The organism is Pseudomonas sp. NIBRBAC000502773, from assembly GCF_006517195.1.
Lineage (GTDB): Bacteria > Pseudomonadota > Gammaproteobacteria > Pseudomonadales > Pseudomonadaceae > Aquipseudomonas > Aquipseudomonas marginalis.
Genome location: NZ_CP041189.1, coordinates 778,223 through 801,477, shown reverse-complemented (window position 1 = coordinate 801,477; position 23,255 = coordinate 778,223). Strand labels below are relative to the sequence as shown.

Annotated in this window: 20 protein-coding genes; 2 read left to right on the top strand and 18 right to left on the bottom strand. The window is 61.4% G+C overall.

Features of this window, described 5'->3' with window-relative positions; genetic code table 11:
* Nucleotides 1-85: 85 nt before the first annotated feature.
* Together NIBR502773_RS03615 and NIBR502773_RS03610 are read left to right on the top strand one after the other, a co-directional pair.
* Nucleotides 86-925, top strand: a complete 840-nt coding sequence (locus NIBR502773_RS03615; RefSeq protein ID WP_141155380.1) for an arylamine N-acetyltransferase — start codon at nt 86-88, stop codon at nt 923-925.
* Nucleotides 926-1,047: 122 nt separating this feature from the next.
* Nucleotides 1,048-1,800 (top strand): outer membrane beta-barrel protein, encoded by a 753-nt coding sequence (locus NIBR502773_RS03610; protein ID WP_141155379.1) that lies wholly within the window; start codon nt 1,048-1,050, stop codon nt 1,798-1,800.
* A 126-nt stretch (nt 1,801-1,926) separates the two neighbouring features.
* Here NIBR502773_RS03610 and nuoN read toward each other — a convergent pair whose 3' ends face one another.
* The 18 genes from nuoN to purB all read right to left on the bottom strand — a co-directional run bounded on the left by nuoN (nt 1,927) and on the right by purB (nt 23,179).
* Nucleotides 1,927-3,390, bottom strand: coding sequence for an NADH-quinone oxidoreductase subunit NuoN (gene nuoN, locus NIBR502773_RS03605; protein WP_115488810.1), 1,464 nt, complete (start codon nt 3,388-3,390; stop codon nt 1,927-1,929).
* 7 nt (nt 3,391-3,397) lie between these two features.
* Nucleotides 3,398-4,930: an NADH-quinone oxidoreductase subunit M gene (gene nuoM / locus NIBR502773_RS03600; RefSeq protein ID WP_017527174.1), complete on the bottom strand. Its 1,533-nt coding sequence runs from the start codon at nt 4,928-4,930 to the stop codon at nt 3,398-3,400.
* 39 nt (nt 4,931-4,969) lie between these two features.
* Entirely contained in the window at nt 4,970-6,823 is a 1,854-nt protein-coding gene (nuoL, locus tag NIBR502773_RS03595; RefSeq protein WP_065927062.1) for an NADH-quinone oxidoreductase subunit L, read from the bottom strand.
* A complete protein-coding gene (gene nuoK / locus NIBR502773_RS03590) occupies nt 6,820-7,128 on the bottom strand; it encodes an NADH-quinone oxidoreductase subunit NuoK (RefSeq protein ID WP_003174727.1) in 309 nt (102 codons plus the stop codon). The genes nuoL and nuoK overlap by 4 nt, the downstream gene beginning before the upstream one ends.
* A 2-nt stretch (nt 7,129-7,130) precedes the next feature.
* On the bottom strand, nt 7,131-7,634 hold the full coding sequence (nuoJ, locus tag NIBR502773_RS03585; protein ID WP_003174726.1) for an NADH-quinone oxidoreductase subunit J: 504 nt from the start codon (nt 7,632-7,634) through the stop codon (nt 7,131-7,133).
* Nucleotides 7,635-7,643: 9 nt separating this feature from the next.
* Complete coding sequence (nuoI, locus tag NIBR502773_RS03580) at nt 7,644-8,192, bottom strand: NADH-quinone oxidoreductase subunit NuoI (RefSeq protein WP_003174725.1); 549 nt, start codon at nt 8,190-8,192, stop codon at nt 7,644-7,646.
* 11 nt (nt 8,193-8,203) lie between these two features.
* Entirely contained in the window at nt 8,204-9,211 is a 1,008-nt protein-coding gene (gene nuoH / locus NIBR502773_RS03575) for an NADH-quinone oxidoreductase subunit NuoH (RefSeq protein ID WP_017137518.1), read from the bottom strand.
* Complete coding sequence (nuoG, locus tag NIBR502773_RS03570) at nt 9,208-11,922, bottom strand: NADH-quinone oxidoreductase subunit NuoG (RefSeq protein WP_141155378.1); 2,715 nt, start codon at nt 11,920-11,922, stop codon at nt 9,208-9,210. Before nuoG ends, nuoH begins: the two co-directional genes overlap by 4 nt.
* 135 nt (nt 11,923-12,057) lie before the next feature.
* On the bottom strand, nt 12,058-13,413 hold the full coding sequence (gene nuoF / locus NIBR502773_RS03565; protein ID WP_115488812.1) for an NADH-quinone oxidoreductase subunit NuoF: 1,356 nt from the start codon (nt 13,411-13,413) through the stop codon (nt 12,058-12,060).
* Complete coding sequence (nuoE, locus tag NIBR502773_RS03560) at nt 13,410-13,907, bottom strand: NADH-quinone oxidoreductase subunit NuoE (RefSeq protein WP_010566874.1); 498 nt, start codon at nt 13,905-13,907, stop codon at nt 13,410-13,412. Before nuoE ends, nuoF begins: the two co-directional genes overlap by 4 nt.
* Nucleotides 13,908-13,909: 2 nt before the next feature.
* Nucleotides 13,910-15,694, bottom strand: a complete 1,785-nt coding sequence (gene nuoC / locus NIBR502773_RS03555) for an NADH-quinone oxidoreductase subunit C/D (RefSeq protein WP_092488806.1) — start codon at nt 15,692-15,694, stop codon at nt 13,910-13,912.
* A 72-nt stretch (nt 15,695-15,766) separates the two neighbouring features.
* Complete coding sequence (locus tag NIBR502773_RS03550; protein WP_003174719.1) at nt 15,767-16,441, bottom strand: NADH-quinone oxidoreductase subunit B family protein; 675 nt, start codon at nt 16,439-16,441, stop codon at nt 15,767-15,769.
* Between the two features lie 10 nt (nt 16,442-16,451).
* A complete protein-coding gene (locus NIBR502773_RS03545; protein WP_003219575.1) occupies nt 16,452-16,865 on the bottom strand; it encodes an NADH-quinone oxidoreductase subunit A in 414 nt (137 codons plus the stop codon).
* A 595-nt stretch (nt 16,866-17,460) separates the two neighbouring features.
* Nucleotides 17,461-18,786, bottom strand: a complete 1,326-nt coding sequence (gene aceA / locus NIBR502773_RS03540) for an isocitrate lyase (protein ID WP_003219577.1) — start codon at nt 18,784-18,786, stop codon at nt 17,461-17,463.
* A gap of 493 nt (nt 18,787-19,279) precedes the next feature.
* Entirely contained in the window at nt 19,280-20,017 is a 738-nt protein-coding gene (locus tag NIBR502773_RS03535) for a secretin N-terminal domain-containing protein (RefSeq protein ID WP_141155377.1), read from the bottom strand.
* Between the two features lie 126 nt (nt 20,018-20,143).
* The gene (locus tag NIBR502773_RS03530) at nt 20,144-20,566 is read right to left on the bottom strand and encodes a GNAT family N-acetyltransferase (protein WP_065927066.1); all 423 of its coding nucleotides are present in this window, start codon (nt 20,564-20,566) and stop codon (nt 20,144-20,146) included.
* Nucleotides 20,559-21,725 (bottom strand): cupin domain-containing protein, encoded by a 1,167-nt coding sequence (locus NIBR502773_RS03525; protein WP_141155376.1) that lies wholly within the window; start codon nt 21,723-21,725, stop codon nt 20,559-20,561. The genes NIBR502773_RS03530 and NIBR502773_RS03525 overlap by 8 nt, the downstream gene beginning before the upstream one ends.
* Nucleotides 21,726-21,808: 83 nt before the next feature.
* On the bottom strand, nt 21,809-23,179 hold the full coding sequence (gene purB, locus NIBR502773_RS03520) for an adenylosuccinate lyase (RefSeq protein WP_027606330.1): 1,371 nt from the start codon (nt 23,177-23,179) through the stop codon (nt 21,809-21,811).
* Nucleotides 23,180-23,255: the final 76 nt, after the last annotated feature.

Genomic DNA, 23,255 nt, shown 5'->3' with positions numbered 1-23,255 from the left:
CGGTTTAAAAAGGTTCATTCAAAATGACAATCTGCATGCTTGCGCGGCATAGTGACGCATTGCTCCCGCGCCCAAGGATCGCGCCATGACCCTCCTGAACCACAGCCGCCTGTACCTGCAACGCCTGGGTTACGATGCGCCGCCACCGCCCACCCTGCAGACCCTGCGGGATTTGCAACTGCGTCATGTGTGCACCTTCGCCTTCGAAAGCCTGTCGACCCTGCTGCGCCTGCCGGTGCCGATCGACTTGCCCAGCGTCGAGCAGAAAGTCCTGTTCGATGGGCGGGGTGGGTATTGCTATGAGTTGAACCAGATGTTCCTGGCGCTGTTGCAGGAGCTGGGCTTCGAGGCCCGCGGCATTACCGGGCGGGTGGTGATGGGTGGTCCGCCGGACGCACGTACGGCGCGCACCCACCGCCTGAGCCTGGTGACCCTGGACAGCGTGCGCTACATCACCGACGTCGGCTTTGGTGGCATGGTGCCCAGCAGTCCGCTGCAGTTGGACACGCAAGCCGTGCAGGCCACGGCCCATGAGCCGTATCGCCTGACTCTCAATGAACAGGAGAGCAGCTACACCTTGTGGGCCGAGGTCGCGGGGGAGTGGCGTGGCTTGTATGTCTTCGACCTGCAAGTGCAGGCCGACATCGACTATGAAATCGGTAACTGGTACGTCTCGACCCATCCGGGATCGCCGTTCCTGGGTCAATTGAAAGTCGCACGCCTGGCAGCGGGCGAACGCCACACCTTGAACAACGCCCATTATGGGATTCACTATCTGGATCGGCCGAGTGACAAGCGTGTGATCCAGAGCGCCGACGAGCTGCTGGGCGTGCTGGGCACTGCCTTTGGGATTCGTGTGCCGGGTCACCCTCAGCTTGATTCAACCCTTGATGGCTTGGTAATGGCTGTGCGCCAGGAGTATTGACCTAGAGCCATCGCTGAACCGTTTTACCTCCAGGTGGGGGCAAATTTTTCGAACCTTTGGTGCCAATCTGGGTTCGAAGCGTTTCCTGGATAATTTGCCCACCAGACAAGGAGATGTAAACGATGTCCAAACTATTCGGAAGCTTCCTCAAAAATTCCTCACTGCTGGCGCTGGTCGCCGCGCCAGCAGTGGTGTTCGCCGCACCGTCCACTGACCCGATTTCTACCTTTGGGATCCTGGGCAGCTACAACGACTTCAAGCTCGAAGGCGGTAGTGAAAGTGATAAGGACCACATGCCCGAAGCCGGCCTTTTCTACAATTTCGGCAACAAGCTCACCGCCGAATCGGGCTTTATCTACCAGGCAGGTGTGGAAGCCAAGTACGGTAAAAAGAGTGATAACAAACTCAAGGAAGGCCAGGCCGACCTGGATCTCGGCTGGCGTGCCGCGCTGGATGCGCGCAACTTCGTCGATGTGATCGTGGGCGGCGGTTACAGCTGGACCCGCTATGAGCTGGACTCGAACGACTACGACATGGAACTCACCAACAAGTCGCCGTTCGCCAAGGCAGCCCTGGGCTATAACCATCAGTTCGATGACATGACGCTGCGTTTCGAAGCCGGTGCGCGTCGCACCATTGATGGTCGTACCAAGCTCAAGGTGGACGGCGTGGGCAGCGACACCGTAGACCTCAAGGACCGCACTAACCCGTATGCGGAAGTCAGCCTGCTGATGAACCAGAAGGGCGACCTGCCGTTGATGGCGGGCCTTTACTACACCCGCACCGAATACAAGCTCGACGGTGATTCCGAAGTGGCCGATAACACTCGTCTCAAGCGGGATGAGTACGGGGTCAAGGTCGGTATCGCGTTCTGACGCGGTTGCAATGTAAAACGCCCCGAACATTCGGGGCGTTTTTTTGGGGGCTGTTGCAGATCAGCCCAGAACGCAAAAACGGCGCCCTGGGGCGCCGTTTCTGTTGGTTCACATACCGCTAATGGATCAAACCCCCAGCACCGCGTGCTGCACCAGGGTGAGCAACGGTTGTGGGTACACGCCGAGGAAGAAGGCGAGCAGGGCGATGGCCAGCAGCATCACGCCACCGGCTTTCTGTTCCCAGTGCAACTCGGCATCCACACGGCGCAGGTTTGGCTCGATCAGGTACAGGGTGACCATCACGCGCAGGTAGTAGAACACGCCGATGGCACTGCCCAGCACCAGGGACGCAACCAGCCACCACTCGTGGGCTTCGACACCGGTCGCGACGATGTAGAACTTGCCGATAAAGCCCGCGGTCAGCGGGATACCGGCCAGGGACAGCATCATCACGGTGAGTACGGCGGTCAGGTACGGACGGCGCCAGAACAGGCCGCGGTATTCGTACAGGGCGTCGGCGTCACGGCCCTTGTAAGGCGAGGACATCAGGGTGATCACGCCGAACGCGCCGAGGCTGGTGATCACGTAGGTGACCAGGTACACGCCGATGGCTTCCACGGCCAGGCCTTTGCTCGCCACCAGGGCGATCAGCAGGTAGCCGAAGTGGGCGATGGACGAGTAACCCAGCAGACGCTTGAGGTTGTTCTGGGTCAGGGCCAGCAGGTTACCGAACAGGATCGACGCGATGGCGATCACGGTCAGCACGTGGCTCAGCACGCCGGTGTTGGCGGCAGGCGAGATCTGGAACAGACGCACCATCACCGCAAACACAGCGACCTTGGACGCGGTCGCCAGGAACGCCGCCACCGGCGCCGGGGCGCCTTCGTACACGTCCGGGGTCCACAGGTGGAAAGGCACCAGGGAGAGCTTGAACGCCAGGCCGATCAGCATCATCGCCAGGCCCAGTTGAGCAATCGGCGCGGGGCTGTTGGTGGCGGCCAAGGCGTGACCGATACCGGTGAAGCTCAGGCTGCCGGCTTCGGCGTAGAGCAGGGCCATGCCGAACAACAGGAACGCGGAACCGGCGGCCGACAGCACCATGTACTTGATGCCGGCTTCCAGGGAGCGCTTGTTGAAGAAGGCGTAGGCCACCAGGCCGTAGGTCGGGATCGACAGCAGTTCCAGGCCGATGAACAAGCCGGCCAGGTGCTGCGCGCTGACCAGCACGATACCGCCGGCCGCAGCCAGCAGGATCAGCAGGTACAGCTCTTCGCGGTTGCCCGGGTAGCCGGTGCCGCCTTCGCCGAGGTAGGCGTGGGCGAGGGTGACGCAGGCGAGGGTGGCGACGAGGATCAGCGCGATATACAGCAGCGCGAAGTCATCGACCATCATCAGCGGGGTCACCGCCAGTGGCGCGACCTTGAGTGCCGGGATAATCGACAGCAAGGCCAGGTTCAAACCGGCGCAGGACAGCAGGAACGTTTGTGAGTGATTGCGGCGCCAGGCGATCGCCAGCATCACCACCACGATGGTGAGGCTGGTGATCAGCAGCGGCGCAAGCGCGATAAAGTGTTGGATCGTGAATTCCATAGCGCTCTTACCGGGCCGAAGCGAGTTGAGAGAAGGCGGTGCCGAACCACTGCTGCACGCCATGCATCGTCGCGGCAGAAGTGTCCAGGAACGGTTGCGGGTACACGCCGATGTAGATCAGCAATACCGCAAGGCCGAGCACCATGATCAGTTCGCGAGCATCCATCCCCTTGAGGACGGTGTCGGACTTGGCCGGGCCGAAGTAGGCGCGGTGGATCATGATCAGCGAGTAGACCGAACCGAATACCAGGCCGGACGTAGCAATGGCGCTGATCCACGGCGTTTGCACGAAGGCACCCATCAGGATCAGGAACTCGCCGATGAAGTTACCGGTACCCGGCAAGCCCAGGGACGCGGCGGCGAAGAACAGGCTGATCGCTGGCAAGTACGCAATGCGCGACCACACGCCGCCCATCTCGCGCATGTCACGGGTATGCAGGCGCTCGTACAACTGGCCGCTCAGGATAAACAGTGCCGCGGCCGAAACACCGTGGGCCAGCATCTGGATCACGGCGCCTTGCAACGCCAGCTGGCTGCCGGAGTAGATGCCGATCAGTACGAAGCCCATGTGGGAAACGGACGAGAAGGCAATCAGACGCTTGATGTCGGTTTGCGCGAACGCCAGGAACGCACCGTAGAAGATCCCGATCAGACCGAGGGTCATGGCGATCGGCGCGAACTCGGCCGAGGCATTCGGGAACAGCGGCAGGGCGAAACGCAGCAGGCCGTAGGCCGCCGTCTTCAGCAGGATACCGGCCAGGTCCACGGAGCCGGCGGTCGGCGCCTGGGCGTGAGCGTCAGGCAGCCAGGAGTGGAACGGCACCACCGGCAGCTTCACCGCGAAGGCGATGAAGAAGCCCAGCATGAGGATGTACTCGGTGGTCAGGGACATCTTGGTTTTCAACAGGTCGGCGTAGTTGAAGGTAATCACGCCAGTCGAGTTGAAGTTGACCAGTACCAGGCCCAGGATCGCCACCAACATGATCAGGCCGGAAGCCTGGGTGAAGATGAAGAACTTGGTCGCCGCGTAGATCCGGGTTTTCTTGCCGTCCGAAGAACTGTGACCCCAGAGCGCGATGAGGAAGTACATCGGCACCAGCATCATTTCCCAGAAGAAGAAGAACATGAACAGGTCGAGGGCGAGGAACACGCCGACGACACCGCCCAGGATCCACATCAGGTTCAGGTGGAAGAAGCCCACATGACGCTGGATCTCTTTCCAGGAGCAGAGTACCGAGAGGATACCCAGCAGGCCGGTCAGCAGGATCATCAACAGCGACAGGCCGTCGAGGGCCAGGTGCACGTTGATGCCGAAGCGCTGGATCCACACGTGCTTGAATTCAAGCGCGAACGTCGGATCGACACCCGGTGCCGGAGCGAATGAATAGTCGCCATGGGCCCACAGCCAGAGGCCGAGTGCGAGTTCCAGGGACATGGTCAGCAACGCAATCCAGCGGGGGAGGGTGGCGCCGAAGCGTTCACCCATCCAGCAGAGCAGGCCGCCGATAAAGGGGATCAGGATTAGCCAGGGCAGAATCATGACGGGCTCGTTTCCTTTCGCAAGTTCGCAAAGTTCATATCAGACCGCTACCACAACGATGGCGCCGATCACCAGCACGGCACCGGCCGCCATGGAAGCCGCATACCAACGCAACTGGCCGGTCTCGGTACGGCTCAGGGCGGTGTGACCGCCTTTGGCCGCGCGCGGGATCAAACCGATGGTCTGGTCGAGCGGGTCTTTACGCAGTACATGACTGATGGCCAGGTAGGGCTTGACGAACAGTTTGTCGTAGAGCCAGTCGAAGCCCCAGGCGGCGAACCACCAGGCCGAGAGGAAACGGCCGATGCCACTGTTGGCCACGGCGGTCACGAAGCGACGCTTGCCGAGGAACAGCAGGGCTGCCAGCAGGATACCGGCGATGGCAATGGCGCCCGAGGCGATTTCCAGGCTGTGCTTGGCGGCGCCGCCGGCATGGCCGGCGCTTTCCGGCAGTACACCGGCCAGTGGCGGGGTGATCAGCGCGCCGATGAAGGTCGACAGGATGATCAGCACCGACAGTGGCAACCAGTGGGAGATGCCATGGCCTGCGTGGGCTTCGGTCTTGGCTTCACCGTGGAAGGTGATGAAGATCAGGCGGAAGGTGTACAGCGAGGTCATGAACGCACCCACCAGGCCTGCGTACAGCAGGTTCTGGTTACCGCTGGCAAAGGCTTCCCAGAGGATTTCGTCCTTGGAGTAGAAACCGGCAGTCACCAGCGGCAGGGCGGCCAGGGCGGCACCACCGACGATGAAGCTGGCGTAGGCCAGTGGCAGTTTCTTCCACAGGCCGCCCATCTTGAAGATGTTCTGCTCGTGGTGGCAGGCCACGATCACCGCACCGGAGGCCAGGAACAGCAGGGCCTTGAAGAAGGCGTGGGTCATCAGGTGGAAGATCGCCGCGTCCCAGGCGCCGACGCCCAGGGCCAGGAACATGTAGCCGATCTGGCTCATGGTCGAGTAGGCGAGGATCCGCTTGATGTCGGTCTGCACCAGCGCGGCGAAGCCGGCCAGTACCAGGGTCACGCCGCCGACGATGCCCACCAGGTGCAGGATGTCCGGCGCCAGGGTGAACAGGCCGTGGGTACGGGCGATCAGGTAGACACCGGCGGTCACCATGGTTGCGGCGTGGATCAGTGCCGACACCGGGGTAGGACCGGCCATCGCATCCGCCAGCCAGGTCTGCAGCGGCAGTTGCGCGGATTTACCCACGGCGCCGCCCAGCAGCATCAGGGTCGCCAGGGTGATCCAGAAGTCGCCGACCTGGAATTTCTGCGGTGCCAGCACCAGCAGTTCCTGGATGTTCAGCGTGCCCACCTGTTGGAACAGGATGAACAGGCCGATGGCCATGAACACGTCGCCGATGCGGGTGACGATAAATGCCTTGAGTGCCGCGTTACCGTTGTTGCGGTTGCTGTAGTAGAAACCGATCAACAGGTACGAGCAAAGGCCCACGCCCTCCCAGCCGAAGTACAGGAACAACAGGTTATCGCCGAGCACCAGGAACAGCATGCTGGCGATAAACAGGTTGGTGTACGAGAAGAAGCGCGAGTAGCCCGCTTCACCGCGCATGTACCAGGACGCGAACAGGTGGATCAGGAAGCCCACGCCCACCACCACGCCAAGCATGGTGATCGACAGGCCGTCGACGTAGAGGGCGAAGTTGGGCTTGAAGCCCTCCACCGACATCCACTGCCACAGCACCAGGGTGTAGTGACCACCTTCCGGCGGCGCCACGTTGAATTGCCAGATGACGTAGGCGGCAACGATGGCCGACAGGCCAATGGAGCCCACACCGATCAGGGCCGAAAGGTTTTCCGACCAGCGTCCGCGAGAGAACGACAGCAGCAGGAAACCGATCAGGGGAAATACGAAAGTCAGAAAGATCATGTTCATCCGCGCATCTCACTGGCAGCGTCGATATCAAGCGTGTGGAAGCGACGATACAGTTGCAGCAGGATCGCCAGGCCGATACTGGCCTCGGCGGCTGCCAGGCTGATCACCAGGATGAACATGACTTGTCCATCCGGCTGGCCCCAACGTGCACCTGCAACGATGAACGCCAGTGCCGCAGCGTTCATCATGATTTCCAGGCTCATCAACACGAACAGAATGTTACGGCGAACCATCAGGCCGACCAGGCCAAGGCAGAACAGGATGCCGGCGACCGCCAGACCATGCTCCAAAGGGATAGCAGGCATCGTCATTGCTCCTTGGCTTCGTTGCGGCCCAAGTGGAAGGCGGTGATGGCTGCGGCGAGCAGCAGCATCGAAGCCAGTTCGACCACCAGCAGGTACGGGCCGAACAGGCTGATGCCCACGGCTTTCGCGTCCACGGTGGTATGGCCGATGGCCTGGCCGCTCTGGTGAGCGAACAGCACATACAGCAGTTCACCCAGCAGCAGCGCTGCGAGGACAACCGGGCCGAGCCAGATGCCGGGCTTGAGCCAGACGCGTTCCTGGGCGACCGAGGCCGGCCCGAGGTTGAGCATCATCACCACAAACACGAACAGCACCATGATGGCGCCGGCGTAGGCGATCACTTCCAGCACACCGGCGAACGGCGCGCCGAGGCTGAAGAAGGTCATGGCCACGGCGATCAGCGAAATGATCAGGTAGAGCAGGGCGTGCACGGGGTTGGTGTTGGTGATCACGCGAAGCGTGGACACAACCGCGATACCCGATGCGAAATAGAAAGCGAATTCCATCTTTCTTCCTTAAGGCAGCAAGCTCTTCACGTTGATCGGCTCGGCTTCGTTTTGTGCGGCGCCTTTCGGCTTACCGGCAACGGCCATACCTGCAACACGATAGAAGTTGTAATCAGGGTTTTTACCGGGACCAGAGATCAAAAGATCTTCTTTCTCGTACACCAGGTCCTGACGTTTGAACTCGGCCATCTCGAAATCCGGTGTGAGCTGGATCGCGGTGGTCGGGCAAGCTTCCTCGCAGAGGCCGCAGAAAATGCAGCGCGAGAAGTTGATGCGGAAGAAGTCCGGGTACCAGCGACCGTCTTCGGTTTCAGCTTTCTGCAGGGAGATGCAACCCACCGGGCACGCCACGGCGCACAGGTTGCAGGCCACGCAACGCTCTTCGCCATCGGGGTCGCGGGTCAGCACGATGCGGCCGCGATAGCGCGGCGGCAGGTACACCGCTTCTTCTGGGTATTGCAGGGTGTCGCGTTTGCGGAAGCCGTGACCGAACACCATCACCAGGCTTCGCAACTGGGTACCGGTACCCTTAACGATGTCGCCAATATATTTGAACATGGGTCAAATCCTCACTGAACCGCGCCCGCTGGCGTGTTCAACAACACAACGGCAGCAGTCACCAGCAAATTGATCAGGGTCAGCGGCAGGCAGAAGCGCCAGCTGAAATCCATCACCTGGTCGTATCGTGGACGCGGAATGGAAGCGCGCAGCAGGATAAACAGCATGATGAAGAACGCGGTCTTCAGGAAGAACCAGAAGAACGCCAGCTGCGGCAGGATGCCGAACGGACCGTGCCAGCCGCCGAAGAACAGCGTGACCAGCAGGGCCGAGATCAAGATGATGCCGATGTATTCACCGACGAAGAACATGCCCCATTTCATGCCGGCGTATTCAATGTGGTAGCCGTCGGCCAGTTCCTGTTCCGCTTCCGGTTGGTCGAACGGGTGACGGTGAGTCACGGCGACGCCGGCGATGAAGAAGGTACAGAAGCCGAAGAACTGCGGAATGATGAACCACAGGTTCTGCGCCTGGTACTCGACGATGTCGCGCATGTTGAACGAGCCGACCTGCACCACGATGCCCATCAGCGCGAGGCCCATGAACACTTCGTAGGACACGGTCTGGGCCGAGGCCCGCAAGCTGCCCAGCAGGGCGAACTTGTTGTTGCTCGACCAGCCGGCGAACAGCACCGCGTAGACCGACAGGCCGGCCATGGCGAAGAAGAACAGCAGGCCGATGTTCAGGTCCGCCACGCCCCAGGTCGGGGTGATCGGGATGATCGCGAAGGCGATCAGCAAGGCGCTCATGGCCACGACCGGTGCCAGGGTGAAGATCACCTTGTCGGCAAACGGCGGGGTCCAGTCTTCCTTGAAGAACATCTTCAGCATGTCGGCGGCGATCTGGAACATACCGAACGGGCCAACGCGGTTCGGACCGTAACGGTCCTGCCACCAGCCCAGCAGGCGACGTTCGACGAAGCTGAGCAGGGCGCCCGCGACGACCACGGCCAACAGGATCACGATGGCCTTGACGACCGAGATGATCACGTCGATCACTTCAGGGGTGAACCAGGTCATTGCGCTGCCTCCTGCAGACCGTCAACGGTTTTGCCGAAGATCGCCGGCGGGATGCCGGCGAGGCCTTTAGGCAGGGCAACCAGGCCGGCACCCAGCTCTTCGTTGATACGCAGCGGCAGACGCAGGGTCTGGCCGGCCACGGTCACGCTGAGCAGTGCGCCGTCGTTGACGCCCAGGCGGTCGGCTTCGGACTTGGCCACGGATACATAGGCCTCGGGAATGCGCTCTTGTACCGGTGCGGCCTTGGAAGAGGTTTCTTCGCTGCCGAACAGGTGGAAGAACGGCACAACCTGCCAGGTGCCCTGGGCCGGGTTGAACGGACGCGGCACCGCAGCGAACCAGTTCAGCGCGTCGCCCTGGGGTTCGATCAGGCGGGTGCCCGGGTCGCCGGCGCGGATGTGACCACCGACTTCGTCCTGGAACTTGTTCCAGGCCTGTGGCGAGTTCCAGCCCGGCGACCAGGCAAACGGCACCTGCTGACGTGGCTCGACCGAACCCGAGTAACCTTCCATGGAGAAGGCGAATGCGGTGTCGTTGTCTTGCGGGGTACGCGGTTCGTGCACGCTGATGTCGGCGCGCATGGCGGTACGACCGGAATAACGCAGCGGCTCACGGGCAAGCTTCATACCCTTGATGCGGAACGCGGCGGACGGTGCGGCGTCGACGATACGCGCCAGCTGCGGTGCGCTCGCGGCGGCTGCGGCGGTGACGTGGTCGAGCTGGGTCCAGTCGATCGGCTGGTTCAGCAGGGTCGCGCGCAGGGCATGCAGCCAGCGCCAGCCTTCGTGAACCAGGATGCTGGCGTCCATGTACTTCGGATCGAACACCTGGAAGAAGCGCTGGGCACGGCCTTCCTGGCTGACCAGGGTGCCGTCGCCTTCGGCGAAGGTGGCGGCTGGCAGTACCAGGTCGGCGCGATCGCTGGTGGCGGTCTTCTGGTGGTCGGCGACGATCAGGACCTTGGCGGCGTTCAGCGCAGCGTCAACCTTGGCGGCGTCGGTGCGGGTGTACAGGTCGTTTTCCAGCACTACGATCGCATCGGCAGTGCCGTCGATCACGGTTTGCAGGGCGGCATCCAGGGACTCGCCGCCGAGGATGGCCAGGCCAAGGCTGTTGGCTTCCGGCACCACCAGGCTGATGGAACCGTTCTTGTCGCGCAGCTTCAAGGCCTTGGCGATGTTGGCGGCGGCTTCGATCAAGGCCTTGGAACCCAACGAGGTACCGGCAATGATCAATGGACGCTTGGCTGCCAGCAGGGCGTCGGCAATACGCTGGGCCAGTTCGACGGCTTCAGTGTCCAGGCCTTCGACCGCTGGTGCGCTGGCGTCGAGGGCGTGGGCCACGGCGAAACCGATGCGGGCCAGGTCGTCCGGTGCGGCGTGGACGCATTCTTCGGCGATGTCGTCGAGCTTGGTTTCCGCCAGGCTGGCGATAAACAGCGGGTTCAGCGCGTGCTGGCCGATGTTTTTCACCGCAGCGTCGAGCCAAGGCTGGACGCGCATGGCGTCGGCCATGTCTTCGGCCTTGCCTTTGACCGACTGACGCAGGGACAGCGCGATACGCGCGGCGGTCTGGGTCAGGTCTTCACCGAGCACGAAGATGGCATCGTGGTCTTCGATGTCGCGCATGTTCGGCACCGGCAGCGGGCTGTCGTTCAGCACCTGCAGGACCAGGCGGATGCGCTCAAGCTCACCGGCTTCGATACCGGAGTAGAAGTGCTCGGCACCCACCAGCTCGCGCAACGCGTAGTTGCTTTCGAGGCTGGCGCGGGGCGAGCCGATACCGACGATGTTGCGGCCGCGCAGCAGGTCGGCGGCTTTGTCCAGCGCCGCGTCCAGGCTCAGCTTGGCACCATCGGCCAGGAGTGGCTGGCGTGGGCGGTCTTCGCGGTTGACGTAGCCATAGCCGAAACGGCCACGGTCGCACAGGAAGTACTGGTTGACCGAACCGTTGAAGCGGTTTTCGATGCGACGCAGTTCGCCGTAGCGTTCGCCCGGGGAGATGTTGCAACCGCTCGAGCAGCCGTGGCAGATGCTCGGCGAGAACTGCATGTCCCACTTGCGGTTGTAGCGCTCGGAGTGGGTCTTGTCGGTGAACACACCGGTCGGGCAGACCTCGGTGAGGTTGCCGGAGAACTCGCTTTCGAGCACGCCGTCTTCAACGCGACCGAAGTACACGTTGTCGTGGGCGCCGAATACGCCGAGGTCGGTGCCGCCGGCGTAGTCTTTATAGAAGCGTACGCAGCGGTAGCAGGCGATGCAGCGGTTCATTTCGTGGGAAATGAACGGGCCCAGTTGCTGGTTCTGGTGGGTACGCTTGGTGAAGCGATAGCGGCGCTCGTTGTGGCCGGTCATCACCGTCATGTCTTGCAGGTGGCAGTGACCGCCTTCCTCACAGACCGGGCAGTCGTGGGGGTGGTTGGTCATCAGCCATTCGACAACGCTGGCGCGGAACGCCTTGGATTCTTCATCGTCGATGGAGATCCAGGTGTTGTCGGTGGCTGGGGTCATGCAGGACATGACGATACGACCACGGGTGTCGTTTTCGTCGGTGTACTGCTTGACCGCACACTGGCGACAGGCACCGACGCTACCAAGCGCGGGGTGCCAGCAGAAATACGGGATATCGAGGCCGAGTGACAGACACGCCTGTAACAGGTTGTCCGCCCCATCGACTTCGAGCGCTTTGCCGTCTACGTGGATAGTGGCCATGGTTCAAAGTTCTTCGTTGGCCCGTTGTCAGCGGGCGTGGCTAATGGAATCTTGTTATTCATGTGCATCTACACAGCCTTCACGGCGTCAGCACATGAGCAGGCGAAGGGCACGGACCCTTCGCCTGTTTAAGCGTTACGCGCCGACTACGATCGGCCTTGCCAGAGGCGGGACGGCGGCGCTGACAGGCGCGATGCCGGCTTCGAACTCCGAGCGGAAGTATTTGATTGCGCTGCCCAATGGCTCCACGGCGCCCGGTGCGTGAGCACAGAAGGTCTTGCCTGGGCCGAGGAAACCGACCAGGCCCAGCAGGGTTTCGATATCACCCTCGCGGCCTTCGCCGTTTTCCAGGGCCATCAGCAGCTTCACGCTCCACGGCAGGCCGTCGCGGCATGGGGTGCAGAAGCCGCAGGATTCACGGGCAAAGAACTGCTCCATGTTGCGCAGCAGCGAGACCATGTTCACGGTGTTGTCCACCGCCATCGCCAGGCCGGTACCCATCCGGGTGCCCACCTTGCCGATGCCGCCGGCATACATCTGTGCGTCGAGGTGCTCGGGGAGCAGGAAGCCGGTGCCGGCGCCGCCTGGCTGCCAGGCCTTGAGGGTGTAGCCGTCGCGCATGCCGCCGGCGTAGTCCTCGAACAGCTCGCGTGCGGTCACGCCGAACGGCAGCTCCCACAGGCCTGGGTTCTTGACCTTGCCGGAGAAGCCCATGAGCTTGGTGCCCATGTCTTCACTGCCTTCGCGGGCCAACGATTTGTACCAGTCCACGCCGTCGGCGATGATCGCCGGCACGTTGCACAGGGTCTCGACGTTGTTCACGCAGGTCGGCTTGCCCCACACGCCCACGGCGGCAGGGAAGGGCGGCTTGGAGCGCGGGTTGGCGCGGCGGCCTTCGAGGGAGTTGATCAGTGCGGTTTCTTCACCGCAGATGTAACGCCCGGCGCCGGTGTGCACGAACAGTTCGAAGTCAAAGCCCGAACCGAGGATGTTCTTGCCCAGCAGGCCTGCGGCCTTGGCTTCTGCCACGGCACGGTTGAGGTGCTTGGCGGCGGTGGTGTATTCGCCGCGCAGGAAGATGTAGCCACGGTAGGTTTTCAGCGCGCGGGCGCTGATCAGCATGCCTTCGATCAGCAGATGGGGCAGTTGCTCCATCAGCATGCGGTCTTTCCAGGTGTTGGGTTCCATTTCATCCGCGTTGCACAGCAGGTAGCGGATGTTGATGGATTCGTCTTTGGGCATCAGGCCCCACTTCACGCCTGTGGGGAAGCCTGCACCGCCGCGACCCTTGAGGCCGGCGTCCTTCACGGTCTGGACGATGTCGTCCTGGGCCATGTCGGCGAAGGCCTTGCGCGCAGCGGCGTAGCCGTTCTTGGCCTGGTACTCGTCGAGCCATACCGGCTCGCCGTCGTCACGCAGGCGCCAGGTCAGCGGGTGGGTCTCGGCCGAACGCTTGATCAGGTTGGCCGGGCCGAAGGAAGTCAGGGTCATGGGTAGCCCTCGAGCAATTGGGTCACGCCAGCAGGCTGCACGTCACCGAATGTGTCGTCGTCGATCATCAACGCCGGCGCCTTGTCGCAGTTGCCCAGGCAGCACACCGGCAGCAGCGTGAAGCGGCCGTCCGGGGTGGTCTGGCCGAGGCCGATGCCCAGCTTGGCCTGGATCTCGCTGACCACCGACTCGTGGCCACCGATGTAGCAGACCATGCTGTCGCACACGCGAATGATGTGGCGGCCGACCGGCTGGCGGAAGATCTGGCTGTAGAACGTCGCCACGCCTTCAACGTCGCTGGCGGGGATGCCGAGGATCTCGCCGATGGCGTAGAGGGCGCCGTCCGGCACCCAGCCACGTTCCTTCTGGACGATCTTCAAGGCTTCGATCGACGCCGCGCGCGGGTCTTCGTAGTGATGCAGCTCGTGCTCGATGGCCGAGCGCTCGGTTTCACTCAAGGTGAAACGGTCTGTCTGGATAAGCGTGCTGTTCATGCTTAGCGGTCCACGTCGGCCATAACGAAATCGATACTACCCAGGTACGCAATCAAGTCCGCGACCATCTCGCCTTTGATCACCGAAGGGATCTGCTGCAAGTGGGCGAAGCTTGGGGTACGAATCCGGGTGCGGTAGCTCATGGTGCCGCCATCGCTCGTCAGGTAATAACTGTTGATACCCTTGGTCGCTTCGATCATCTGGAAGGATTCGTTGGCCGGCATTACCGGGCCCCACGAAACCTGCAGGAAGTGCGTGATCAGGGTTTCGATGTGCTGCAGCGTGCGCTCTTTCGGCGGCGGCGTGGTCAGCGGGTGATCCGCCTTATACGGGCCGGCCGGCATGTTGCGCATGCACTGCTCGATGATCTTCAGGCTCTGGCGCATTTCTTCGACGCGCACGATGCAACGGTCGTAGGCATCGCCATTGGCCGCCAGGGGGACTTCGAACTCGAAGTTCTCGTAGCCGGAATAGGGGCGCGCTTTACGCAGGTCGAAGTCGCAACCGGTCGAACGCAGGCCGGCACCGGTGACACCCCATTCCAGGGCCTCTTTGGTGTTGTACTGGGCGACACCGATGGTACGGCCCTTGAGGATGCTGTTGTCCAACGCAGCCTTCTGGTACTCGTCCAGGCGCTTGGGCATCCAGTCGATGAATTCCTTGACCAGGCGTTCCCAGCCATTCGGCAGGTCGTGGGCGACGCCGCCGATGCGGTACCAGGCCGGGTGCAGGCGGAAACCGGTGATGGCTTCGATGACCTTGTAGGCGCGCTGACGGTCGGTGAAGGTGAAGAACACCGGGGTCATGGCGCCGACGTCCTGGATATAGGTACCCAGGAACAGCAGGTGGCTGGTGATCCGGAAGAACTCGGCCATCATGATGCGGATGGTGTCGACGCGGTCCGGGACCTTGATGCCGGCCAGCTTCTCGACAGAGAGCACGTACGGCAGGTTGTTCATCACGCCGCCGAGGTAGTCGATACGGTCGGTGTACGGGATGAAGCTGTGCCACGACTGACGCTCGGCCATCTTCTCGGCACCACGGTGGTGGTAGCCGATGTCCGGTACGCAGTCGACGATTTCTTCGCCGTCCAGTTGCAGGATGATGCGGAAGGCACCGTGGGCCGAAGGGTGGTTCGGGCCCAGGTTGAGGAACATGTAGTCCTCGTTGGTGCCGGAGCGCTTCATGCCCCAGTCTTCCGGACGGAAGCGCGCAGCCTCTTCTTCAAGCTGCTGCTTGGCGAGGTTGAGGCTGAACGGGTCGAATTCGGTGGCGCGGGCAGGGAAGTCCTTGCGCAGCGGGTGACCTTCCCACGTTGGCGGCATCATGATGCGCGTCAGGTGCGGGTGGCCCGGGAAGTCGATACCGAACATGTCCCAGACTTCGCGCTCGTACCAACTGGCGTTCGGCCAGATACCGGTCACGGTCGGCACGCTCAGGTCGCTCTCGGACAGTGCGACCTTGATCATCACGTCGCTGTTACGTTCGATCGACAGCAGGTGATAGAACACGGTGAAATCGGCGCCGCTCGGCAGGCCCTGGCGCTTGGTGCGCAGGCGCTCGTCCACGCCATGCAGGTCATAGAGCATGACGTACGGCTTGGGCAGGTTGCGCAGGAAGGTCAGGACTTCGACGAGCCTGGCGCGCGCGACCCACAGCACCGGCATGCCGGTGCGTGTGGCCTGGGCGGTGAAGGCGTCAGGGCCAAAACGGTTATTGAGTTCGACGACCACATCCTGGTCGTCTGCCTTATAAGGCGGGATGTACAGAGCACTGCCTGTAGTCATGGTTTTTTATCGCTTTCGGTCAACGTAAAGAATGAAGCCAGGTTTTCGTTCTATAAAAGAAGCGGTGCTGGATCAGACTTCGTCGGGGCTGCGCAGGTTGGTGACTGCGATTCGCTGTTCGCGGCGCTGTTCCTTTTGCGACGGCATCTCGGCGCGGTACACGCCTTGATCGCCGACGACCCAGGAAAGCGGGCGACGCTCCTTGCCAATCGATTCCTGCAACAGCATCAAGCCTTGCAGGAATGCTTCGGGGCGGGGCGGGCAGCCAGGCACGTAGACGTCCACGGGCAGGAACTTGTCCACCCCCTGAACCACGGAGTAGATGTCGTACATGCCACCGGAGTTGGCGCACGAACCCATGGAGATAACCCACTTTGGCTCGAGCATTTGCTCGTAGAGACGCTGAATGATCGGCGCCATCTTGATAAAGCAGGTACCGGCGATAACCATGAAATCCGCCTGGCGCGGTGATGCCCGGATAACTTCGGCGCCAAAGCGCGCGATGTCGTGGGGCGCCGTGAAGGCGGTGGTCATTTCCACGTAGCAGCACGAAAGGCCGAAGTTGTACGGCCACAGGGAGTTCTTACGTCCCCAGTTGACCGCGCCACTCAGCACGTCTTCGAGCTTGCCCATGTAGATGTTCTTGTGGACTTGGTCTTCTAACGGATCGGAAACGGTTTCCCGTTCGCCGATGGGGTACTGCTCGTTAGGAGCATCCGGGTCGATCCTGGTGAGATTGTATTGCATCGCCAAAGCCTCATTGTTTCAGCTTCGCTTGCCGCTTACGACGAGCTTCCGGAGCCCAGTCAAGGGCGCCCACTCGAAATAGGTAGACAAGGCCTGCCAACAGAATTGCTATGAAAACGAGGGCTTCGACGAATCCGGTCCAGCCGCTTTCGCGGACGGACACAGACCAGGCAAAGAGAAAGAGGGCTTCGATGTCGAAGATCACGAAGAGCATCGCGACCAGATAGAATTTGGCTGAGAGCCGCAAGCGGGCGCCACCTGTAGGCAGCATGCCGGATTCGAACGGTTCATTCTTGCTGCGGCCCCAGGCTTTTGACCCGAGGAGGCTGGACACACCGAGCATGAAGGCGCAAAGGCCGACAACACCGAGGAGGAAAATGGCAAAGCCCCAGTTGTGGGCCATGAGTCCTGTCGCTTCGGTCATGCTGGAAATCCTTAACAGAGAGCAAAGGTCTCTGAGCTCGAAAAAGTAACGATGCAGTGACGATATGTCGCACTGCAATCAATCGCGGTGATTTTATGGCTAAACACCGGGCAAGTAAAATTCCTAGGGCGAAATTATTCGATGGAATAAGCACATAGTGCACCTTCTTGGGGCTGTAGCCCTTGCGGGGCGGGCATTAGCGGGCATTTGATCAAATGTGTTTTGTTTAACCTGTAACGAAGTTTTTAGGTTCTAAATGATAATGAATATTGTTTGCGTGGGGTTTAAGCGATTGTTTCTCATACAGCGGAGTAAGTTGCCGTTACTTGCCTGATTAGCGCGAGTTGTTGGAGCGCATCTTTTAACTGATTTATCTGCTGCGAATACCGCTCTGGATCAAGGTTTTGTACAAAATCTTCAGGTTGCTGGGGTTCCTCATGTGGGAGGGGGTTGCCTCCTCCCACATTTGGCTTTGGTGAATCAGCGTGATGTGTACCGGCAAAAAAAAACGCCCCGAACCAGTCGGGGCGTGATTGTCGTGCGGCACGGCGGTTAGCTCTTTAACGGGTCCGCCGTGGCCGTGTACTCACATCGATCAGTGGAACTGCTCTTCTTCGGTCGAACCGGTCAGCGCGGTCACGGACGAGGTGCCGCCCTGGATCACGGTGGTCATGTCGTCGAAGTAGCCGGTGCCCACTTCCTGCTGGTGGGCCACAAAGGTGTAGCCCTTGGCGGCGTCAGCGAATTCCTGTTCCTGCAGCTTCACGTAGGCGGTCATGTCGTTGCGGGCGTAGTCGTGCGCCAGGTTGAACATGCTGTGCCACATGTTGTGAATGCCGGCCAGGGTGATGAACTGGTGCTTGTAGCCCATGGCGGACAGTTCGCGCTGGAACTTGGCGATGGTCGCGTCGTCCAGGTTCTTTTTCCAGTTGAAGGAAGGCGAGCAGTTGTAGGACAGCAGCTGGTCCGGGTATTCCTTCTTGATTGCTTCGGCAAAGCGACGCGCTTCGTCCAGGTCCGGCTTGGCGGTTTCGCACCAGATCAGGTCGGCGTACGGCGCGTAGGCCAGGCCGCGGGCGATGGCCTGGTCGAGACCGGCGCGCACTTTGTAGAAACCTTCCTGGGTACGTTCGCCGGTTACGAACGGCTGGTCGTACGGGTCGCAGTCCGAGGTCAGCAGGTCTGCAGCGTTGGCGTCGGTACGGGCCAGGATGATGGTCGGCGTGCCGGCAACGTCAGCCGCCAGGCGGGCAGCGGTCAGCTTTTGTACGGCTTCCTGGGTCGGTACCAGTACCTTGCCGCCCATGTGGCCGCATTTCTTCACCGAAGCCAGTTGGTCTTCGAAGTGCACGCCGGCCGCGCCAGCCTCGATCATGCTCTTCATCAGCTCATAGGCGTTCAGTACGCCGCCGAAACCGGCTTCGGCGTCGGCCACGATGGGCGCGAAGTAGTCGATGTAGCCTTCATCACCCGGGCCTTTACCGGCTTTCCACTGGATCTGGTCGGCACGACGGAATGAGTTGTTGATGCGCTTGACCACGGTCGGTACGGAGTCCACCGGGTACAGCGATTGGTCGGGGTACATGGATTCAGCGGAGTTGTTGTCCGCTGCCACTTGCCAGCCGGACAGGTAGATCGCCTGGATACCGGCTTTCACCTGTTGGACTGCCTGGCCGCCAGTGAGGGCGCCCATGCAGTTGACGAAATCTTTCTCGGGGCGGAAGGACGGCTTGGCACCTTGGGTGACCAGCTTCCACAGCTTCTCGGCGCCGAGTTTTGCAAAGGTGTGCTCAGGTTGAACCGAGCCACGCAGGCGGACGACGTCAGCAGCGGAATAAGCGCGGGTTACGCCTTTCCAGCGTGGGTTTTCAGCCCAGTCTTTCTCGAGGGCTGCAATTTGCTGTTCGCGTGTCAGTGCCATGGGGGAAAACCTCGTCGCATAGGTCTAGGTGGAAAATTCCATTTGCCAGCCACGTAGTGAATGCGTGGTTATGGCTGCTCGCTGACCAGAAGCTCAGGTGTTCAAGTCAAGTTCGGCGGGGCAGGCGACGGGATGAACGATGGCTCAAGGGGGAGTTGAGCAGGTAAGGGCGAACTGCGAACGGTCTTCGGGCATCGTGGGCCTTTGTACGATCCATCAGTGTGTAGCCGGGTTACCTGGTTAGCTTCCGTCCCTCGGGACAACTTCGTTCCAGTCGCAACCTCGTCAAACACACCTTGTGGGCGGTACAGACACGAATCGGCTCGGGTGGGTAGCTTGGAGCGGCGATCCGAAGGCCCTTGCCAGGGCCCCTGATTAGCGGGAGCGAGGCCATCATGCCCATGCTTTTTTGGATCGTCAAATGTTTTGTAGTGCTTTTTTTCAGGCACTACATCTTTAGTCTAATACGACTCATCAGTCAGTTTTTGGTGCTTCAGTTCAGGGTGTCGACCTTGACCCGCAACGTCAGGTCATCGCGGCCCTGGGTAGAGTAGCTGCGTGTTGTGGAGGATTTGTCGGCCTGGGTCTCGCGGTTGATGCCGGCCAGGGGGATCCATTCGCCAAGGCGCCCGCTGACGGTTGTGTCGGTACTTTGCACATTCACTACATCGGGACGTTCCTGGCTCATGCGGTCACGGTTGGTACTGATTGCCAGGTGCACGGTCTCGCCGGTGACGCTGGCGGTGACGTAGAAGCCCTGGGTGACGTTGCGGTACTGGGTCTGGTTCTGCGGACGGCCGTAGGCGTCGGGTTGGGTTGTGGTCAGTGGCACGCTCTGGCCGACCTGGATCAGCGCGGGCACGCCTTCGCTGGCCTGGATCTGCTGGACGCCGCCGTCGCGGCTGGCCGTGCCGTAGCTGATGATGCGGGTCTGGCTGTCGCCGCTGTTCTGCTGGTTGTTTTCGTTGGTATCGACGGTGATCAGCAGGCGCTTGGCTGGTGTATCCAGCTGGGCGAGCAGCGTGCGCAGGTCCTGGATCTTGCCGGGGGCGGCGTTAACGATAAGCTGGTTGCCGTAGGCGCTGACGGTGCCGTCCTTGCCGATGAAGTTCTGCGCCACGGGGAGCAGGTCGGTGCTGGTGCGGTTGCTCAGGTTGACGACTTCGGTGTCGGCCATTGCCGAGCAACTGGCGGTGAGGAGGAGGGCGGTGAGCAGGGTGCGTAGGGACATGTCCGTTATCTCTGCGAGTCAGTTAGGCTTGATAGTGCCAGTTTGTCGGCCTGGGGTGTAGTGAGCGGGCAAGCCCGCTCACCACAGGCAAGCTGGCTCACCACGGGCAAGCCCTTACAGCAGGGATCAGGCCCCGCGCACCATATCGACATGGGGAATCCCGACTTCCAGGAATTCCTCGCTGACGATCTTGAAGCCCAGTCGCTCATAGAACGGCGCTGCATACACCTGCGCACTCAGGAACTGCTTGGTCTGGCCACGTTGCTCGGCCACGCCAATCACCGCTTCCATCAGCTTGTCGCCGACCTTCAGCCCGCGCCAGTCCTTGAGCACCGACACCCGGCCGATCTCGCCGCTGGGCAGCAGGCGCGCGGTGCCAATCGGAAAGTCGCCTTCGAATGCAAGGAAATGCACTGCGTCTGCGTCGTCCGCATCCCACTCAAGCTCAGGTGGAACCGATTGTTCAGCGATAAATACCGCTTCACGAATGCGCCGAATCTCGGCGATATCCTTATGCCAGTCCGCGACACCTACGTGAATCCTATTCATCGGCAAACCCCAGGCTTCCTTGCTTGACCAGCTCGCACAGCAGGTCACGGGCGTCTTCGTCCAACAGCCATTCGCCAAGGTTTTCGGCGTGCAGGGCATCGGCGGCGCAGACCAGTTTCAGCAGTTCGCGCAGTTTGCCCGGCAAGTAACGGCTCTGGCCGCTGGCGAACAGCAGGACGTCATCGTCGACTTCCGACCAGGCCATGCGCGCGCTTGGGTTGCGCACCAGGATCGCGCCGTCCTGCAGGCTGTTGATGAAGTCGTCTTCGCCCAGTTCTTCGCCTGCTACCAGTTCCGGGTAGCGCGGCTCGGTCATGAACTGGCCGAACCAGGTCAGCAGCATGCGCTCGTCGCTCATGTGCTCGGCCAGCAGGCTCTTGAGGCGGTCGAGGGCGTCGCTCTGGATCTGGTGCGGGTCGCTGACCGGCTGCGCGTCGGCGTCGGTGTAGCGCTCTTCGTCGGTCAGGTACTGGGCGAGGAAGTCGGTGAAGTGGGTCAGTACTTCTGCGGCGCTTGGGGCGCGAAAGCCCACCGAGTACGTCATGCAGTCATCTTCGGCGATGCCGAAATGCGCCAGGCGTGGCGGCAGGTAGAGCATGTCGCCCGGTTCCAGCACCCATTCGGCGCTTTCTTCGAATTCGGCGAGGATGCGCAGGTCGGCGTGTTGCAGCAGTGGGCTTTCGGAGCTGCACATCTGGCCGATCTTCCAGTTGCGCTTGCCCTGGGCTTGCAGCAGGAATACGTCGTAGTTGTCGAAGTGCGGGCCTACGCTGCCACCGGGTGCGGCAAAGCTGATCATCACGTCGTCGATGCGCCAGCTTGGCAGGAAGCGGAACTGCTCCAGCAACTCGGCCACTTCCGGCACGAACTGGTCGACCGCCTGTACCAGCAGGGTCCACTCACGTTCAGGCAGGGTGCTGAAGGCGTCTTCGGCGAACGGGCCGCGGCGCAGTTCCCACGGGCGTTCGCCGTGTTCGATCACCAGGCGCGATTCGACTTCTTCTTCCAGGGCCAGGCCGGCGAGTTCGTCGGCGTCGATCGGGCTTTCGAAGTCAGGGATCGCCTGGCGGATCAGCAGCGGTTTTTTCTGCCAGTAGTCGCGCAGGAATTCCCGTGCCGTGATGCCGCCCAGAAGTTGAATAGGGATATCAGGATTCATGTGTAACCTATTGAAAAAAAGCACTTTTCAGACTGAAATAAAAACGCCCGGCGCGGCCGGGCGTCTCAAGGGGCTTGCGCGAATCAGATGCGCTTGGCTTGCTCTACAGCGTTACCGATGTAGTTGGCCGGGGTGAGCAGTTTCAGCTCGGCCTTGGCCGCAGCTGGCATGTCCAGGCCGTCGATGAAAGTTTGCAGTGCTTCAGGGCTGATGCCCTTGCCACGGGTCAACTCTTTCAGCTTCTCGTAAGGGTTTTCGATGTTGTAGCGGCGCATCACGGTCTGGATCGGCTCGGCCAGTACTTCCCAGCACGCGTCCAGGTCAGCGGCGATTTTCTGCGCGTTGAGCTCCAGTTTGCTGATGCCTTTGAGGCTGGCTTCGTACGCGATCACGCTGTGGGCAAAGCCCACGCCGAGGTTGCGCAGTACGGTGGAGTCGGTCAGGTCGCGCTGCCAGCGGGAGATCGGCAACTTGCTGGCCAGGTGCTGGAACAGGGCGTTGGCGATGCCGAGGTTGCCTTCGGAGTTTTCGAAGTCGATCGGGTTGACCTTGTGCGGCATGGTCGACGAACCGATTTCACCGGCAATGGTGCGCTGCTTGAAGTAGCCCAGGGAGATGTAGCCCCAGATATCGCGATCGAAGTCGATCAGGATGGTGTTGAAGCGCGCAATGGCGTCGAACAGCTCGGCAATATAGTCGTGCGGTTCGATCTGCGTGGTGTACGGGTTGAAGCCCAGGCCCAGTTCGTCTTCGATGAAGGCGCGGGCGTTGGCTTCCCAGTCGATCTCAGGGTAGGCCGACAGGTGCGCGTTGTAGTTGCCGACAGCGCCGTTGATCTTGCCCAGCAGTGGGACTGCTGCGACTTGAGCGATCTGACGCTCCAGGCGGTACACCACGTTGGCGAGTTCCTTGCCCAGGGTAGTCGGCGACGCCGGCTGGCCGTGGGTACGCGACAGCATCGGCACGTCGGCGAAACGGATGGCCAGCTCACGGATGGCTTCGGCGGTCTGGCGCATCAGCGGCAGCATCACGTCATCACGGCCTTCGCGCAACATCAGGGCGTGGGACAGGTTGTTGATGTCCTCGCTGGTGCAGGCAAAGTGGATGAATTCGCTGACCTGGGCCAGTTCCGGCAGCTTGGCCGCCTGCTCCTTGAGCAGGTATTCGATGGCCTTGACGTCGTGGTTGGTGGTGCGCTCGATCTCTTTCACACGCTCGGCGTGCTCCAGGGAGAAGTTGTCCGCCAGGGCGTCGAGTACAGCGTTGGCTTCGGCGGAGAACGCCGGCACTTCGCTGATGGCGGGGTGAGCGGCCAGGCGCTGGAGCCAGCGCACTTCAACCAGTACACGAGCACGGATCAGGCCGTATTCGCTGAAAATAGGGCGCAGGGCCTGGGTTTTGCCGGCGTAGCGGCCGTCAACAGGGGAAACCGCAGTGAGCGAAGAGAGCTGCATGGGGTGTTCTCGGACAGTCGGGCAACGAAATGGGGCGCGTATCATACATGAAAAAATCCGCCGGTCCGTTGCCAAC